12 protein-coding genes are annotated in these 16,330 nt (G+C 73.0%); 8 read left to right on the plus strand and 4 right to left on the minus strand.

Going from position 1 to position 16,330, the window contains the following annotated elements:
• The first annotated feature begins 28 nt into the window (after positions 1–28).
• The 4 genes from uvrB (at position 29) to IE245_RS22240 (ending at position 6,162) form a co-directional block, all read left to right on the plus strand.
• Positions 29–2,176, plus strand: a complete 2,148-nt coding sequence (gene uvrB, locus IE245_RS22225) for an excinuclease ABC subunit UvrB (protein WP_189950307.1) — start codon at positions 29–31, stop codon at positions 2,174–2,176.
• A 108-nt stretch (positions 2,177–2,284) separates the two neighbouring features.
• Positions 2,285–2,863: a TerD family protein gene (locus IE245_RS22230; RefSeq protein WP_189950309.1), complete on the plus strand. Its 579-nt coding sequence runs from the start codon at positions 2,285–2,287 to the stop codon at positions 2,861–2,863.
• Positions 2,864–3,022: 159 nt separating this feature from the next.
• Positions 3,023–4,897, plus strand: coding sequence for a TerD family protein (locus IE245_RS22235; protein ID WP_189950311.1), 1,875 nt, complete (start codon positions 3,023–3,025; stop codon positions 4,895–4,897).
• 272 nt (positions 4,898–5,169) lie between these two features.
• Entirely contained in the window at positions 5,170–6,162 is a 993-nt protein-coding gene (locus IE245_RS22240; RefSeq protein WP_189950313.1) for a TerC family protein, read from the plus strand.
• Between the two features lie 90 nt (positions 6,163–6,252).
• Here IE245_RS22240 and IE245_RS22245 read toward each other — a convergent pair whose 3' ends face one another.
• The 3 genes from IE245_RS22245 to IE245_RS22255 form a co-directional block, all read right to left on the minus strand.
• Positions 6,253–7,539, minus strand: coding sequence for an MFS transporter (locus tag IE245_RS22245; RefSeq protein WP_189950559.1), 1,287 nt, complete (start codon positions 7,537–7,539; stop codon positions 6,253–6,255).
• Positions 7,540–7,688: 149 nt separating this feature from the next.
• Positions 7,689–8,345 carry an MBL fold metallo-hydrolase gene (locus IE245_RS22250; RefSeq protein WP_189950315.1) on the minus strand — a complete coding sequence of 219 codons (657 nt, stop codon included), beginning with the start codon at positions 8,343–8,345 and terminating at the stop codon, positions 7,689–7,691.
• Between the two features lie 49 nt (positions 8,346–8,394).
• A complete protein-coding gene (locus IE245_RS22255; RefSeq protein ID WP_189950317.1) occupies positions 8,395–9,084 on the minus strand; it encodes a maleylpyruvate isomerase family mycothiol-dependent enzyme in 690 nt (229 codons plus the stop codon).
• 174 nt (positions 9,085–9,258) lie between these two features.
• Here IE245_RS22255 and uvrA point away from each other — a divergent pair, with 174 nt between their 5' ends.
• Positions 9,259–12,264 carry an excinuclease ABC subunit UvrA gene (gene uvrA / locus IE245_RS22260; RefSeq protein ID WP_189950319.1) on the plus strand — a complete coding sequence of 1,002 codons (3,006 nt, stop codon included), beginning with the start codon at positions 9,259–9,261 and terminating at the stop codon, positions 12,262–12,264.
• A gap of 620 nt (positions 12,265–12,884) precedes the next feature.
• The gene (locus IE245_RS22265) at positions 12,885–13,322 is read left to right on the plus strand and encodes a Rieske (2Fe-2S) protein (protein WP_189950321.1); all 438 of its coding nucleotides are present in this window, start codon (positions 12,885–12,887) and stop codon (positions 13,320–13,322) included.
• A 15-nt stretch (positions 13,323–13,337) separates the two neighbouring features.
• Here the strand turns inward: IE245_RS22265 and IE245_RS22270 are convergent, their stop codons facing one another.
• Positions 13,338–14,264: a hypothetical protein gene (locus IE245_RS22270; protein ID WP_189950324.1), complete on the minus strand. Its 927-nt coding sequence runs from the start codon at positions 14,262–14,264 to the stop codon at positions 13,338–13,340.
• Between the two features lie 297 nt (positions 14,265–14,561).
• Here IE245_RS22270 and IE245_RS22275 point away from each other — a divergent pair, with 297 nt between their 5' ends.
• Positions 14,562–15,173: a papain-like cysteine protease family protein gene (locus IE245_RS22275; protein WP_189950326.1), complete on the plus strand. Its 612-nt coding sequence runs from the start codon at positions 14,562–14,564 to the stop codon at positions 15,171–15,173.
• Between the two features lie 2 nt (positions 15,174–15,175).
• On the plus strand, positions 15,176–16,030 hold the full coding sequence (locus IE245_RS22280) for a hypothetical protein (RefSeq protein ID WP_189950327.1): 855 nt from the start codon (positions 15,176–15,178) through the stop codon (positions 16,028–16,030).
• Positions 16,031–16,330 lie beyond the last annotated feature (300 nt).

The following is a 16,330-nucleotide window of genomic DNA, read 5'->3' on the forward strand; positions in this document are numbered from 1 at the left end:
TGTCGGTGGCGGGTCGTACGGTGGTGGCATGCGGCCCGTTTCCAAGATCGAACGTTCGGTGGCGCCCTTCGAGGTCGTCTCCCCCTACCAGCCGAGCGGTGACCAGCCGGCGGCCATCGCCGAGCTGGACCGGCGCATCCGCGCCGGCGAGAAGGACGTCGTCCTGCTCGGCGCGACCGGCACCGGCAAGTCGGCCACCACGGCCTGGATGATCGAGAAGCTCCAGCGCCCCACCCTGGTCATGGCGCCGAACAAGACCCTGGCCGCCCAGCTGGCGAACGAGTTCCGCGAGCTCCTGCCCAACAACGCGGTCGAGTACTTCGTCTCGTACTACGACTACTACCAGCCCGAGGCGTACGTCCCCCAGTCGGACACCTACATCGAGAAGGACTCCTCGATCAACGAGGAGGTCGAGCGGCTGCGCCACTCCGCCACCAACTCCCTGCTCACCCGCCGGGACGTCGTCGTGGTCGCCTCCGTCTCCTGCATCTACGGCCTCGGCACCCCGCAGGAGTACGTGGACCGCATGGTCCCGCTCAGGGTCGGCGACGAGATCGACCGCGACCAGCTGCTCCGCCGCTTCGTCGACATCCAGTACACGCGCAACGACCTCGCCTTCACCCGCGGCACCTTCCGGGTCCGCGGCGACACCATCGAGATCTTCCCGGTGTACGAGGAGCTCGCCGTCCGCATCGAGATGTTCGGCGACGAGATCGAGGCGCTCTCCACCCTCCACCCGCTGACCGGCGAGATCATCAGCGACGACCAGCAGCTGTACGTCTTCCCCGCCAGCCACTACGTCGCCGGCCCCGAACGCATGGAGCGGGCCGTCAACGACATCGAGCGCGAGCTCGACGGCCGGCTCCAGGAGCTGGAGAAGCAGGGCAAGATGCTGGAGGCCCAGCGCCTCCGCATGCGCACCACCTACGACATCGAGATGATGCGCCAGATCGGCTCCTGCTCCGGCATCGAGAACTACTCGATGCACTTCGACGGCCGCGAGCCCGGCTCCCCGCCCAACACCCTCCTCGACTACTTCCCCGAGGACTTCCTCCTCGTCATCGACGAGTCGCACGTCACCGTTCCGCAGATCGGCGCCATGTACGAGGGCGACGCCTCCCGCAAGCGGACCCTCGTCGACCACGGCTTCCGGCTCCCCTCCGCCCTCGACAACCGTCCGCTGAAGTGGGAGGAGTTCCAGGAGCGGATCGGGCAGACCGTCTACCTCTCCGCCACCCCCGGCACCTACGAGCTGTCCCGCTCCGACGGCTTCGTCGAGCAGATCATCCGCCCCACCGGCCTCGTCGACCCCGAGGTCGTCGTCAAGCCCACCGAGGGCCAGATCGACGACCTGGTCCACGAGATCCGCCTGCGCACCGAGCGGGACGAGCGCGTCCTCGTCACCACCCTCACCAAGAAGATGGCCGAGGACCTCACCGACTACTTCCTGGAGCTCGGCATCCAGGTCCGCTACCTCCACAGCGACGTCGACACCCTGCGCCGCATCGAGCTGCTCCGCGAGCTGCGCTCCGGCGAGTACGACGTCCTCGTCGGCATCAACCTGCTCCGCGAGGGCCTCGACCTCCCCGAGGTCTCCCTCGTCGCCATCCTCGACGCCGACAAGCAGGGCTTCCTGCGCTCCGGGACCTCCCTCATCCAGACCATCGGCCGCGCCGCGCGCAACGTCTCCGGCCAGGTCCACATGTACGCCGACACCATCACCCCCGCCATGGCCCAGGCCATCGACGAGACCAACCGGCGCCGCGAGAAGCAGGTCGCCTACAACAAGGAGCACGGGATCGACCCCCAGCCGCTCCGCAAGAAGATCAACGACATCGTCGCCACCATCGCCCGCGAGGAGGTCGACACCGAGCAGCTGCTCGGCACCGGCTACCGCCAGGGCAAGGACGGCAAGGGCGCCAAGTCCCCGGTGCCCTCGCTCGCCGCGCACGCCCCGAAGGCGGGGAAGGCCGGCAAGGCGGGCGCCAAGGCCGGCTCGACGCTGGAGCTCGGCGACCGTCCCGCCGCCGAACTGGCCGGAGTCATCGAGGAGATGACCGAGCGGATGCGCGCCGCCGCCGCGGAGCTGCAGTTCGAGGTGGCCGCCAGGCTGCGGGACGAGGTCGCCGAACTGAAGAAGGAGCTGCGGCAGATGAAGGAGGCGGGACTGGCGTGACCCGCGGCGGCCCGGTGTGTTGCAAGACCGACACAAAACCGGGCCGCGCCCGGCACGTTGTCAGTGGGCCTGCGTAGGGTGCTGCCACAACGACGAGAGGGGCAGCGCGTGACGGTCAACATGACCAAGGGGCAGGCCATCAGCCTGGAGAAGCAGGGCGGGGGCAGCCTCACCCAGGTGCGGATGGGGCTCGGCTGGCAGGCCGCGCCGCGCCGGGGGCTCTTCGGCTCCCGCACCCGCGAGATCGACCTGGACGCCTCCGCGGTGCTCTTCGCCGAGAAGCAGCCCGTGGACGTCGTCTTCTTCCGCCACCTGGTCAGCGACGACGGCTCCGTCCGCCACACCGGTGACAACCTCGTGGGCGGCGTGGGCCAGGGCGGCGACGACGAGGCCATCCTCGTCGACCTCCAGCGGGTGCCCGTCCACATCGACCAGATCGTCTTCACGGTGAACTCCTTCACCGGACAGACCTTCCAGGAGGTGCAGAACGCCTTCTGCCGCCTCGTCGACGAGACGAACGGCCAGGAGCTGGCGCGCTACACCCTGGACGGCGGCGGCCAGTACACCGCGCAGATCATGGCGAAGGTGCACCGGGCCGGCTCCGGCTGGCAGATGACCGCCCTGGGCAGCGCGGCCAACGGCCGCACCTTCCAGGACCTGATGCCGTCGATCCTGCCGCACCTGTAGGCGGACCCGCGGGGCGGACACCGCCGCACCGCCGCCGCACCGCAGCTCCCGACGGGCACCGGCCCGCCGGGAGCTGTCCCGCGTGACCGCATGACGAGGCCGTAGCAGCGATCCACGACCGCATGACCGACCGAAGCGCCGAGGGGAAACAGAGTCCAGATGACGGCCGAGCTGGTCCGGGGGCAGAACCACCCCCTGCCCGACACCCGACTCGAACTCCGGGTCGCCGCCGGACACCCGGTCGTCGCCGGGGCCACCCTCGGCGACGACCGGGGCCGCGTCGCCGGCGCCGAGTGGATCGCCCACCCCGGCGCGCCCGTGCGCCCCGGGATCGAGGTGGCCGTCACGGCCGCGGCCGAGCACCGCATCGCCGTGGACCTCGCGGCCCTCCCGGACGCCGTCCACCGGCTCTCCCTGCTCCTCGCGCTGCCGCAGGGCGGGAGCGGCCCGGCCCGCTTCGGCACCGCCGCCGCCCCCTTCGTGACCGTCGCCGACCCGGCGGGCACCGCCGTCGCCACGTACACCATCACCGGCCTCGACCGGGAGTCCGCCGTCGTCGCCCTGGAGCTCTACCGCCGCCAGGGCGCCTGGAAGGTCCGCGCCGTCGGGCAGGGGTACGAGGGCGGGCTCGCCGACCTCCTCGCCGACCAGGGCGCACCGGCCGCCGCCGACCTGGCAGCCGCCGTCCTGGACGCGGCCGCCCCGGCCGCCGCCCCGGTGCCGCCGCCGGTCCCCGAGACCGCCCCGGCCGCCCCCTCCTCCGCCACCACCGCGATCAGCTACGCCCACCCGGGCCGCCGCCCGGCCGCCCCGGCCGCCGGCCCCGGAGCCGTACCGCCGCCGGAGCCGCCGTCCGGGCCGTCGGCCGCGCCGCCGTCCGGGCCGTCGGCGGAGTCCCGGCCCGCGCCCGTCGCCGGGGACGCCGGCGGGTGGTCCATGGACGAGCGGTTGTACAACCAGGTGTGGGGCATGTTCGAGGACCTGGCCAGGACCGTCGCCGCCTACCGCAGCGCCCGCGACTTCGCCGACCACCGCCTCGACCGGGCCATCGACCAGGTCCTCGCCGACCCGGGCACCCGGGTCGGCGGGGCCGGCGACGCCGCGCGGGCCGCCGCCCGGGCCACGCACGAGGAGCTGATGGGCCGGGCCCAGGAGGTCCTCGACCGGGACCTCGCGCAGCTCACCGCCGAGTCCGAGGTCGTCGAACCCGCCCTGCCCGCCGCCTACGCCCGCTGGGACAACCCCGTCTGGCACGCCTACCGGGCCCCGGAGGAGCCCCCGATGGCGGTCCGTCTCGGCGACCTCCACGTCCCCGAGCGGAGCGCCCTCAGGATCCCCTTCCTGGTCCGGCTCCCGCTGGAGCGCGGCCTCTGGGTGGACTCGGGGCCCGGCCGCACCTCGGCCGCCGGACTGCTGGACGAGGCGGAGCTGCGCCGGCTCGCCCTGGACAGCGCCGTCGCCCACATCGCACGGCTGCTCGCCGCCCACCCCGCGGGCACCCTCACCGTCCACGTCCTCGACCCGGCCGGCGGCGGGGCCGCCGCCTTCGCGCCGCTCGTCGAGACGGGGGTCCTCGCCGCCCCGCCGGCCCGGGGCGCGGCCGGGGTCACCGACGTCCTCGCCCAGCTCACCGAGCGGGTGGACCTGTTGCAGATGGCGGTGCGCGGCGACGCCTCCGAGGACCTGCCGCCCGGTTTCGACCCGGCCCGCCAGCTGCTCGTCGTCCACGACTTCCCGCACGGCTTCGACGACCGGGCCGTCACGAGGCTCCGCTACCTCGCCGACGAGGGCCCCTCGGTCGGCGTCCACCTGCTGATGGTCGCCGACCGGGCCGACGCCGCCGCGTACGGGCCGGTGCTCGACCCGCTGTGGCGCTCGCTGCTCCGGCTCACGCCGGTGCCCGACGACCACCTCGCCGACCCGTGGGTCGGTCACGCCTGGACCTACGAGCCGCCGACGGTCCCGCCGGGCAGCGCGGTGCTCTGGCAGGTGCTCGGCCAGGTGGGTGAGGCGCGGCGGCGGAATTCCGGCTGATCGCGGCCCACCGCGCTCCCACCGCTCCGACCTGCGCTTTTGATTGACCTTTACCCTTTCCTTTACCTTTTCTTGGGTCTTCGGGTACTCTTTTTCCCAGCGGAGGGGAGTACTCCCCATGCGCGGCGTACCCGTCAATACGGACGGATCAAGGACATCCGGTCCCGGGGCGTCGGCCCGGCGGGCGTGTGTCACGGCCCCGGGTGGAAGAGACCTCCGGCAGCGACGACGCTGATCAGCCGTACGACGCCGGAGGCGCAGTGGACGTATCGATGACCATCTGGGTGCTGACCATTCTCGGTCTGGGCGCCCTGATCGCGGTCGACTTCTTCATCGGGCGCAAGCCCCATGACGTGTCGATCAAGGAAGCCGGAATCTGGACCGTCGTCTGGATCGTGCTCGCCGTGCTCTTCGGCATCGGCGTCACGATCTGGGGCGGCGGCCAGGCGGGCGGAGAGTTCTTCGCCGGCTTCATCACGGAGAAGTCGCTCAGTGTCGACAACCTCTTCGTCTTCATCCTGATCATGGCGAAGTTCTCCGTGCCGAGCCACCTCCAGCAGCGGGTGCTGCTGATCGGTGTGCTCATCGCCCTCGTGCTGCGGGCGATCTTCATCGCGGCGGGCGCCGCGATCATCGCGAGCTTCTCGTGGGTCTTCTACCTCTTCGGTGCCTTCCTCATCTACACCGCCTGGAAGCTCATCAAGGAGGCCATGGCGGACGAGGACGAGGACGACTGGGACGAGAACCGCATCCTGAAGTCCATCGAGAAGAAGTTCGGCGTCGCGGACCGCTACCACGGCACCAAGCTCTTCATCGTGCAGTCCGGCAAGAAGGTCATGACGCCGCTCCTGGTCGTCATGCTCGCCATCGGCATGACCGACGTGCTGTTCGCGATGGACTCGATCCCCGCGATCTTCGGCCTCACCCAGGACCCGTACATCGTCTTCACCGCCAACGCCTTCGCCCTCATGGGTCTGCGTCAGCTGTACTTCCTGATCGGCGGTCTGCTGAAGAAGCTGGTCCACCTCAGCTACGGCCTGTCGGTGATCCTCGGCTTCATCGGCGTCAAGCTGGTGCTGCACGCCCTGCACGAGTCCGGTGTCCACGTCCCCGAGATCTCCATCCCGGTCTCCCTCGCGGTCATCTGCGGCGTGCTGGTCATCACCACGATCACCAGCCTGATCGCCTCCAAGAAGCAGTCCGAGAAGGCTGCGGCCGAGGCGGCGGAAGCCGCCGAGGACAACAAGGCCGGCGCCGAGCGCTGACCCGCCTCCTCCGGCACACGACGACGGCCGGCCCGGGCACCACGCCCGGGCCGGCCGTCGTCGCTGTCCGCCTCCGCGGCCGCGCCGCTGTCAGGCGGCCGCGCCCTCCACGGCCTCCTCGGGCCGCCGCTCCGGCAGCGTCTCCGGAAGCAGCGCGAAGCAGCCGAGGCTCACCAGGGCCACCACCGTCAGATAGGCCGCCACTCCCCACGGCGGGCCCGAGCCGCCCTCCGACAGGGTCGTGGCCACGATCGGCGTCAGCGCGCCGCCGAGGACCCCCGCCAGGTTGTAGCCCACCGCCGCGCCGGTGCAGCGGACCCGGGGCTCGTACAGCTCCGGGAGATACGCGGCGACCACCGCGAACACGGTGATGAAGGCCAGCAGCGCCCCCAGGAACCCCAGGAACATCAGCAGCGGCTGCCCGGTGTGCAGCAGCGCCACCATCGGGAACATCCACAGGGCCGCCGCCGCGCACCCCGCCAGGCAGAGCGGCCTGCGCCCCCAGCGGTCGCCGAGCAGGGCCAGGAAGGGCGTCGCGGCACCCTTCACCGCCACCGCGGCCATCACGCAGACCAGCATCACGGTGCTGCTCACCCCGAGCCGCTCGGTGCCGTAGGCCAGGGCCCAGGTGGAGACCGTGTAGAAGATCGCGTACCCGACGGCGAGGGCGCCGGCGGTCAGCAGCACCAGCCGCCAGTGGTCGCACGCGACCTCGGCGAGCGGCCCGTTCGCCCGCCGCCCGGACGCGGACAGCTCCTCGAACTGCGGGGTCTCCGCGAGCGAGGAGCGCAGCAGCAGGCCGACGGCGGCGAGCAGGCCCGCCGCCCAGAACGGCACCCGCCACCCCCAGGACCGGAAGTCGGCGTCGCTCAGGCCGGCCGTGAGCGCCAGCATCACCCCGTTCGCCAGGAGGAAGCCGACCGCCGGGCCGATCTGCGGGAAGCTCGCCCACAGCGCGCGGCGGTGCGGCGGGGCGTGCTCGGCGGTCAGCAGCACGGCGCCGCCCCACTCGCCGCCGAGGCCGAGCCCCTGGAGGAAACGGAGCACCAGCAGGAGCAGGGGAGCGGCGACGCCGATCGACTCGTACGTGGGGACACAGCCGACGGCGACGGTGGCGCAGCCGGTGAGCAGCAGCGAGGCGAAGAGCACCGGCCGGCGCCCGTGCCGGTCCCCGATGTGCCCGAAGAGGACGGAACCCATGGGGCGGGAGAGGAAGCCGATGGCGAAGGTGCCGAAGGCGGCGAGGGTCCCGGCGAGCGGGGAGAAGGTCGGGAAGAAGAGCGGCCCGAGGACGAGGGCGGCGGCCGTGCCGTAGACGAAGAAGTCGAAGAACTCGATGGCGGTGCCGACGAGCGAGGCGGCGGCGAGACGGGCCATCGACGGCGGGCCGGCGGCCGCCGGTGGCGACGGAGCGTGACTGTGGCGCATGTGGCGCCAACTACCCGACGGCGGTCGTGGTTACGGGGGCGTACGGGAGCGCCCCCGGCGTCCCCGGGGGCGCGGGCCCCCTCGGGCCCGTGGGCGGGCTACCAGCCGCGCTCGCGCCACTCCGGGAGGTGGGGACGCTCGTCACCCAGGGTGGTGTCCTTGCCGTGGCCGGGGTAGACCCAGGACTCGTCCGGCAGGGCCGCGAAGAGCTTGGTCTCCACGTCGTGCAGGAGGCTCGCGAAGGCCTCCGGATCCTTCCGGGTGTTGCCGACGCCGCCGGGGAAGAGGCAGTCGCCGGTGAAGACGTGCGGGTGGCCGTGCGGGTCGTCGTAGACGAGCGCGATCGAGCCCGGGGTGTGGCCGACCAGCCGGCGGGCGGTGAGCTCGACCCGACCCACGCGGATCGTGTCGCCGTCCTCCACCGGGACGTCGGTGGCGACCGGGATGCCCTCCACGTCGTACGCGCCCGCGTACGTGGTCGCGCCGGTGGCGGCGACGACCTCGGCCAGGGCCTGCCAGTGGTCGCCGTGCCGGTGGGTGGTGACGACGGCGGCGATGCCGTCGTCACCGATCAGCGTGAGCAGGGTCTCCGGGTCGTCGGCCGCGTCGACGAGCAGCTGCTCGCCGGTGGCGCGACAGCGCAGCAGATACGCGTTGTTGTCCATCGGGCCGACCGCGACCTTGGAGATCATCAGGTCCTTCAGCTCGTGGACGTCGGCCGGACCGCCCACCCTCACCGCTCCGCTGTACGTCATGGCCTCAGCGTAGCCCCGCCCGCCGACAGCGGTCCCGGTGAGCCCGCGGCTACAGCGGAGGGAGCTGGGGGAGCGGGCCGCCCTTGGCGGTGAGGGCCGAGCCGTCGCGGCGGCCGGCCAGCCAGCCGAGCAGGTCGGCGGCGGGGCCCATGACGGCGACGCCGCCCTCGTCGGAGGCGGCACCGGTCGTCCAGGTGCGGCCGTCGTCGGCCCACAGGACGGTCGGCGGGACGTTCCCCATGGTGCTGAAGCGCTCGGCGAGGAAGTCGATCTCGCGCCCGACGAACTCCTCGGGAAGGTCCTCCAGCTCGTAACCGCAGTCGAGGTCCACGTGGTGCAGGTCCACCTCGACCCAGCGGCGGAAGGGGATGCGGAAGGCGTGGTCGGTGATGCCGTTGCGCAGCTCGACGACACGGCTCCAGTCGGCCGGGACGGAGGCCGCGGCCCGGAGGGTCCCGGCCGTCGCGCGGACGTCGGCGAGCTGGACGTCGAGGGGGCGGGCGGCGTCGCGCTCGATGTCCGCGTCGCGCGTCTCGGCGCTCGCGTACATGGGGCGGCCCTCGAGGACGTTCACCAGAGCCTCGGCGTTCCGGGCCAGGTGGGCGAGGACGTGACCGCGTGTCCAGCCGGGAAGCCGTGACGGCTGGGCCACGGAGGCGTTGTCCCAGGAGGCGGCGTCGGTCAGCAGCCGCTCGGTCGCTTCGTGCAGGGAGGCGAGGTCGCGCTCGTGATCGATCATGGCCTCGACCCTAGCGTCGGCCACTCGTTCGGGTGAAGCGCGCGAGCGAGCACCGGAAATCGAATGTACGTGCTATAGGCTCGATGGTGGCAGCCGCCGACCACGGAAGCATCCGGCATCCTTGGTTGTTGGGTGTTCTGTCCATCCGCTCTCTCAAGAAAGGTGCGGACCGGCGTGGCCGACCGTCTCATCGTCCGTGGCGCGCGCGAGCACAACCTCAAGAACGTCTCGCTCGATCTCCCCCGTGACTCCCTCATCGTCTTCACCGGGCTCTCGGGATCGGGCAAGTCCTCCCTCGCGTTCGACACGATCTTCGCCGAGGGGCAGCGCCGGTACGTCGAGTCGCTCTCCTCGTACGCACGGCAGTTCCTCGGCCAGATGGACAAGCCGGACGTGGACTTCATCGAGGGTCTCTCGCCCGCCGTCTCCATCGACCAGAAGTCGACCTCGCGCAACCCGCGCTCGACGGTCGGCACCATCACCGAGGTCTACGACTACCTCCGCCTGCTCTTCGCCCGCATCGGCAAGCCGCACTGTCCCGAGTGCCGCCGGCCGATCTCCCGCCAGTCGCCGCAGGCGATCGTCGACAAGGTCCTGGAGCTGCCCGAGGGCAGCCGCTTCCAGGTGCTCTCCCCGCTGGTGCGCGAGCGCAAGGGCGAGTTCGTCGACCTCTTCGCCGACCTCCAGACCAAGGGCTACAGCCGCGCCCGGGTCGACGGGCGGACCGTTCAGCTCAGCGAGCCGCCGACGCTGAAGAAGCAGGAGAAGCACACCATCGAGGTGGTCGTCGACCGCCTCACCGTGAAGGACTCCGCCAAGCGCCGGCTCACCGACTCCGTCGAGACCGCCCTCGGGCTCTCCGGCGGCATGGTCGTGCTCGACTTCGTCGACCTCGCCGAGGACGACCCCGAGCGCGAGAAGATGTACTCGGAGCACCTCTACTGCCCGTACGACGACCTCTCCTTCGAGGAGCTGGAGCCCCGCTCCTTCTCCTTCAACTCGCCGTTCGGAGCCTGCCCCGACTGCACCGGCATCGGCACCCGCATGGAGGTCGACCCCGAGCTGGTCGTCCCCGACGAGGAGAAGTCCCTCGACGAGGGCGCCATCCACCCGTGGTCCCACGGCCACACCAAGGAGTACTTCGGCCGGATGATCGACGGGCTCTCCCAGGCCCTCGGCTTCCGCACCGACATCCCCTACGCGGGCCTCCCGCAGCGGGCCAAGAAGGCCCTCATGCACGGCCACAAGACCCAGATCGAGGTCCGCTACCGGAACAGGTACGGGCGCGAGCGCGCCTGGACCAGCCCCGCCTTCGAAGGCGCCGTCTCCTTCGTGAAGCGGCGGCACGGCGAGGCCGAGAGCGACTCCAGCCGGGAGCGCTTCGAGGGCTACATGCGCGAGGTGCCCTGTCCCACCTGCCACGGCACCCGGCTCAAGCCGATCGTGCTCGCGGTCACCGTGATGGACAAGTCCATCGCCGAGGTCTCCGCCATGTCGATCAGCGACTGCGCCGAGTTCCTGGGCCGCCTCACGCTCAACGCCCGCGACAAGAAGATCGCCGAGCGGGTCCTCAAGGAGGTCAACGAGCGGCTGCGCTTCCTCGTCGACGTCGGCCTCGACTACCTCTCCCTCAACCGCGCGGCCGGCACCCTCTCCGGCGGCGAGGCGCAGCGCATCCGGCTCGCCACGCAGATCGGCTCCGGCCTGGTCGGCGTGCTGTACGTGCTGGACGAGCCGTCCATCGGCCTCCACCAGCGCGACAACCACCGTCTGATCGAGACCCTCGTCCGCCTCCGCGACATGGGCAACACGCTCATCGTCGTCGAGCACGACGAGGACACGATCAAGGTCGCCGACTGGATCGTGGACATCGGCCCCGGCGCGGGCGAGCACGGCGGCAAGGTCGTCCACTCCGGCACCTTGAAGGAGCTCCTCGCCAACGAGGACTCGATGACCGGGCAGTACCTCTCCGGCCGCCGGGCGATCACCACCCCGGACGTCCGCCGCCCCGTCGACCCCGGACGGCTCCTCACCGTCCACGGCGCGCGCGAGAACAACCTGCGGGACATCGACGTCTCCTTCCCGCTGGGCGTCCTCACCGCCGTCACCGGAGTCTCCGGCTCCGGCAAGTCGACGCTGGTCAACGACATCCTCTACACCCATCTGGCGCGCGAGCTGAACGGCGCCAAGACGGTGCCCGGCCGGCACACGCGGGTGGAGGGCGACGACCTCGTCGACAAGGTCGTGCACGTCGACCAGTCGCCGATCGGACGCACCCCGCGCTCGAACCCGGCGACGTACACCGGCGTCTTCGACCACGTCCGCCGGCTCTTCGCCGAGACGATGGAGGCGAAGGTGCGGGGCTACCTGCCCGGCCGCTTCTCCTTCAACGTCAAGGGCGGTCGCTGCGAGAACTGCTCCGGCGACGGCACGATCAAGATCGAGATGAACTTCCTCCCGGACGTGTACGTGCCGTGCGAGGTCTGCCACGGGGCCCGGTACAACCGGGAGACCCTGGAGGTCCACTACAAGGGCAAGTCCATCGCCGAGGTCCTCGACATGCCGATCGAGGAGGCCCTCGACTTCTTCGAGGCCGTCCCCACGATCGCCCGCCACCTGCGGACCCTCAACGAGGTCGGGCTCGGCTACGTCCGGCTGGGGCAGTCGGCGCCCACGCTCTCCGGCGGCGAGGCGCAGCGCGTCAAGCTCGCCTCCGAGCTGCAGAAGCGGTCGACCGGCCGCACGGTCTACGTCCTGGACGAGCCGACCACCGGTCTGCACTTCGAGGACATCTCGAAGCTCATCAAGGTCCTGTCGGGCCTGGTCGACAAGGGCAACTCGGTGATCGTCATCGAGCACAACCTCGACGTCATCAAGACCGCCGACTGGATCATCGACATGGGCCCCGAGGGCGGCAGCGGCGGCGGCATCGTCGTCGCCGAGGGCACCCCCGAGGAGGTCGCCTCGGAGCCGGCCAGCCACACCGGCAAGTTCCTCCGCGAGATCCTCGGCGCGGACCGCGTCAGCGACGCGGGGGCGCCGGCGGCGCGCGGCACGGCGACGAAGAAGGCCACCGCGAAGAAGACGGCGGCGAAGAAGGCACCGGCGGCGAAGAAGGCGGCCGCGACCAAGAAGGCCGCGCCGGCCAAGAAGACGGCGACCCGCACCCGCAAGGCGTGACGCCGCCGCCGGGCCGCCCGGGGCTCTCGGCTCCGGACGGCCCGGCGCGTGCCGGCACGGCAGGGCGCGGCCGTGCGGGCGCGCCCAGGCGTGCGGTCACGGCCCGGCGCCCGCACGGCTCACGGACCGGCGTACGCGTGACCGGCCCGGGGCGAGCGAGCGCGGGCACGGTCCGGCGTACGCCGGGTGAGCGCGGCCCGGGCCCCAGGCGTGGGGCCACACTCAGGCGCCCGTCCGGGTGGGGGCAGGCGCACGTCGTCGGCGGGTGACGTCCGGCTTCCGAGGCGTCCGGCCGCGGGTCGGCGCCCGCACGGTCTCGGCCCTGCGCCCATGCGGCGTCCGTCCGGTCTCGGCCTCGGCGCCTGCCCGGTCTCGGCCCTGCGTCCGTCCGGCGTCCGTCCCGCCTCGGCCCCGGCGTCCGTCCGGCCTTGGCCCTGCGCCCGTCCCGCCTCGGCCCGCGTCCGTCCGAACTCGGCCCGGCGTCCGTCCCGCCTCGGGCCCGCGTGCGCCGTCGGCGGGGGAGGTCCGGTTCCGGGGGTGCGGGCCCCGGCGAAACCGGAGCAAAGGGCGCGGGTATCGTCGGGGCTGACCTCCGTCCCCCGCACCCGTGGAGCGCGATCATGTCCGGCCAGTCCACCCGCCGTACCGTCCTGAAGGGCGCCGCGCTCGCCGGTGCCGCCGGGCTGGGAGTCGCCGCCTGCTCCACCGAGTCGAAGCTGGGGCACGCCGGGGTGCCGACGCCGACCGCGCCGGTCGACCTCGGTTCGCCGGACGAGGTGCCGGTCGGCGGGGCCAAGCTCTACCGCGAGCAGAAGGTCCTGGTGAGCTGCCCCGCCAAGGGCCAGTACAAGGCGTTCAGCGCCCAGTGCACCCACGCCGGCTGTGTCCTCGACAAGATCGAGGACAACGAGGGCAACTGCCCCTGCCACGGCAGCCGTTTCGACGTCACCACCGGCAAGGCGCTCAAGGGGCCCGCCACCGTCCCGCTGCCCGCCGTCGACGTCCGCGTCGAGGGCGGCAAGCTCATCGCCGGACCGAAGGCCGCGCCCACCGCCTGAGCCGCTCCGGACGGTTCAGGACCAGTCCCAGTCGATTCCCAGGATCCCGGGGCGCACGCCCTGCTCCACCAGGTGCACCGTGCGGTGCCGGCCGCCGAGCGTGAGCTCCGTACGGCCACCGCGCGGGGCGCCCGCCGAGGTCTGGGCGAAGCGCCGGCAGCGCACCGGCAGGGCCGCCTCGTCGAAGGCGACCTGGAGCACGTACTGCCCGCCCGCGAAGCTGAAGCCGCGCAGGTACTCGCCGCTCGGACCGGCCGTCCCGTCCTCGAAGCCGTACGTGAACAGGTGCGTGTCACCGGCCCGCAGCCGCGCGTCGAAGAGCAGCTCGGCGACGACCACGCCCGTCTCCGCGTGCCACCGCACCCGCCCCGTACGGCAGTTCTCCACCGACCGCACCCGCACCCGCGACGGATCGCAGCCCGGGTCGCCGTGGTGGATCGCGAGGTATCGGTCGACGCCGTCCCGGTGCGCCCGCACCACGTGCTGCGACTCGCGGCCCACCAGCTCGCGGCCGGGGCCGATCCGCACCCGCTCGTGGTGGCCGACCGTGTGCAGCCCGCCGTCCGCCGGCGTCTCCAACTCCGCGAACAGCTCCTCCACCGCTCCCGAGGCCTCCACCAGCGAGCGGTACGAGCGGGCCGCCGGCCGCTCCACGCCCTCCCGGGCCGCGTCCTCCGTCAGCAGCCGCAGCAGTGAGTTCCCCGGCAGCTGGAGCACCTCCTCCAGGGCCCGGACCGCTTTCAGGGACTCCGGCCGCTGCGGCCGGCGGGCGCCCTGCTGCCAGTAGCTCAGCGAGGTCACGCCGACCTTGACGCCCCGGTGCGCGAGATGGTGCTGGACCCGCTGGAGCGGCAGCCCGCGCACGGCCAGCGCGGTCCGCAGCGCCAGGTGGAAGGGGCCGGTGTGCAGCAGCTGCACCAGATCGGCCTCGGTGTGGCTCACACGGGCCTCCTCGGGCTCCTCGGGCTGTCGGGCATCGGGCTGTCGGGCTCTTCGGGCCCCGGGGTGAACGTTCACGCGCGCGGCACGGGCCGCCGGGGCCCGGACGGCGGGCGGGCAGGTGGACGGCGGGCACGCGTTCACACCCGCGCCACGCCGTTCACAGCCCGATGTCACCCCGCATTGAAGCGTGTTGACCCGCTCCCGACAACGACCGATGCTCCAAGCGGTGTCCGGACGCCACCCCACCCCCACGCACCCCCCACCTGATCCCCACACCCCCGCACTGGGAGGAACCCCATGCGCAGACGACCCCAGAACGGGAAGAGGAGCCTCGTGGCGTTCGCCGCCGCCGCGCTGCTCCTCGTCCCCACCGCGGCCTCGGCGTCCGCCGCGCCGGCCCCCGGACCCGCCGCGACGACCACCGCGCTCGGCGCCAAGCGCCTGGACATCACCATGCAGGCCCAGCAGAAGAGCAACTGGTGCTGGGCCGCCGGCGGCAACACCATCGCGACCTGGTTCGGCCGCGGCTACAGCCAGAACCAGTTCTGCAACGCCGCCTTCCAGCGCCGGCAGGGCTACGACTGCCCCAACTGGCAGGCCACCCTGGGCAACGTCCAGACCGGACTCTCCTGGGCGGGCGTCAGCCCCGGCTCGTACGTCGACGGCTGGCTGCGCTACTCCACCGTCCAGACCGAGATCGACGCCGACCGGCCCGTCGAGACCCGCATCCAGTGGTCGAGCGGCGGCGGCCACATGCACGTGCTGTACGGCTACGACGACGCGAACAGCTGGGTCTACTGGGGTGATCCGTGGCCCACCGGCAATCGGTACAACTGGGCCTCCCACGCGTGGTACGTCAACAACGGGTCCTTCTCCTGGACCCACTCGCTCTACCGGATCGGGGCGTGACCATGACCACCACGACCGCTCTCCTGACCGGAGCCGCCGCCGCGCTCCTCGCCCTCGGCGCCGCGGCCCCGGCCGCCGCCTCGGGCCCCGGCGCACCGCTGCCGGTCGCGCCGACCGCCGAGCGGGCCGCCGCCGCGCCCGGGACCCTGGCCACCGTCGGCCGCTTCTTCGCCCGCGACGGGGCGCTCGCCCGCGCCGACGCGGCGCCCCGGATATCCGGGGCGTCCGTCCCCGTGCGGATCCTCTCCGCCGACTTCGTCGCCGGGAAGCCGGGCGCGCCCGTGGCCCGGGAGGAGTTCCGGGCCAGCCTCGCCGTCGCCGCGGACGGCCGGAAGGCGTCGCTGTGGACGGTACGGAGCTCCGCCGGCTGGCAGGTGGTGAACATCGCCACCGGCGACGACGAGCTCCGGTACGCCCGCGAAGGGGCCGGGCGGCTCCCCGGCGGGCTCGTCTTCCGCGAGCCCCAGATCGACGCCTGGTACGTCCAGAAGGGCACGAAGGTGCTCCCGCTGGACGAGGACGCGGTCCGGGCCGTCGGCCGGAACGGCACCACGCTCGCCGCCTACCGCGACCGCGTCACGCGCGCGTACGCCGACAAGCTCCCCGACTCCGCGTACGCCCGCAAGGGCGCGGCCGGCGGCTACGCCCCCGCGGCGCCCGGCTCCGCACCCGCGGCCGCGGCCGCCGGGCCCACCGCGCCCGCCGAGGGCACGGCGGCGGGCGGCCCCCGCCATCAGCCGGCCGCGGCCACCGCCGCCTCCACGGTCGCCGCCTTCGGCGCCGTGGCCGCCCTCGGCCTGATCGGCGCCACCGCCCTCCGCCGCCGGGCGGCGGCCCGCCGCACCCCGGGGGCCTGACCCCGGCCCCGCGTCCGGCCCACCGCGGCACGCACGGCCCGGGCCGCCCACGAGGCGCCCCGGGCCCTCCGGCCGAGGACCCGCAGGGGGCAGGCCCGCGGCCCGGGAGCCGACGGCTCGCGAGAGCGGCCGCGCGGCCCGGAGGCCGTACGGCCCCGCCCACGGCCCGCGTGCGGCCCACCCGGGTCCACGGAACGCCCGTGCCCGTCCCCGTGCCCGTCCCCGCCCCCGGATCCGGTCCGGGGCACGGCCTCCGGGGGCGCCCCGTGCGGGGCCGCCCTGTCACCGGGCGCCAGTAGG

Origin of the sequence: Streptomyces roseolus (assembly GCF_014649855.1) — a bacterium.
Classification (GTDB): Bacteria; Actinomycetota; Actinomycetes; order Streptomycetales; family Streptomycetaceae; genus Streptomyces; species Streptomyces roseolus.

Excerpts from the sequence above, each read along its gene's own strand:
- IE245_RS22280 (WP_189950327.1), top strand. The coding sequence starts at position 15,176 with ATGACCACCACGACCGCTCTCCTGACCGGAGCCGCCGCCGCGCTCCTC.
- uvrB (WP_189950307.1), top strand. The coding sequence starts at position 29 with ATGCGGCCCGTTTCCAAGATCGAACGTTCGGTGGCGCCCTTCGAGGTC.
- IE245_RS22235 (WP_189950311.1), top strand. The coding sequence starts at position 3,023 with ATGACGGCCGAGCTGGTCCGGGGGCAGAACCACCCCCTGCCCGACACC.
- IE245_RS22275 (WP_189950326.1), top strand. The coding sequence starts at position 14,562 with ATGCGCAGACGACCCCAGAACGGGAAGAGGAGCCTCGTGGCGTTCGCC.
- IE245_RS22245 (WP_189950559.1), bottom strand. The coding sequence starts at position 7,539 with ATGGCCCGTCTCGCCGCCGCCTCGCTCGTCGGCACCGCCATCGAGTTC.
- IE245_RS22255 (WP_189950317.1), bottom strand. The coding sequence starts at position 9,084 with ATGATCGATCACGAGCGCGACCTCGCCTCCCTGCACGAAGCGACCGAG.
- IE245_RS22250 (WP_189950315.1), bottom strand. The coding sequence starts at position 8,345 with ATGACGTACAGCGGAGCGGTGAGGGTGGGCGGTCCGGCCGACGTCCAC.
- IE245_RS22240 (WP_189950313.1), top strand. The coding sequence starts at position 5,170 with ATGACCATCTGGGTGCTGACCATTCTCGGTCTGGGCGCCCTGATCGCG.
- IE245_RS22265 (WP_189950321.1), top strand. The coding sequence starts at position 12,885 with ATGTCCGGCCAGTCCACCCGCCGTACCGTCCTGAAGGGCGCCGCGCTC.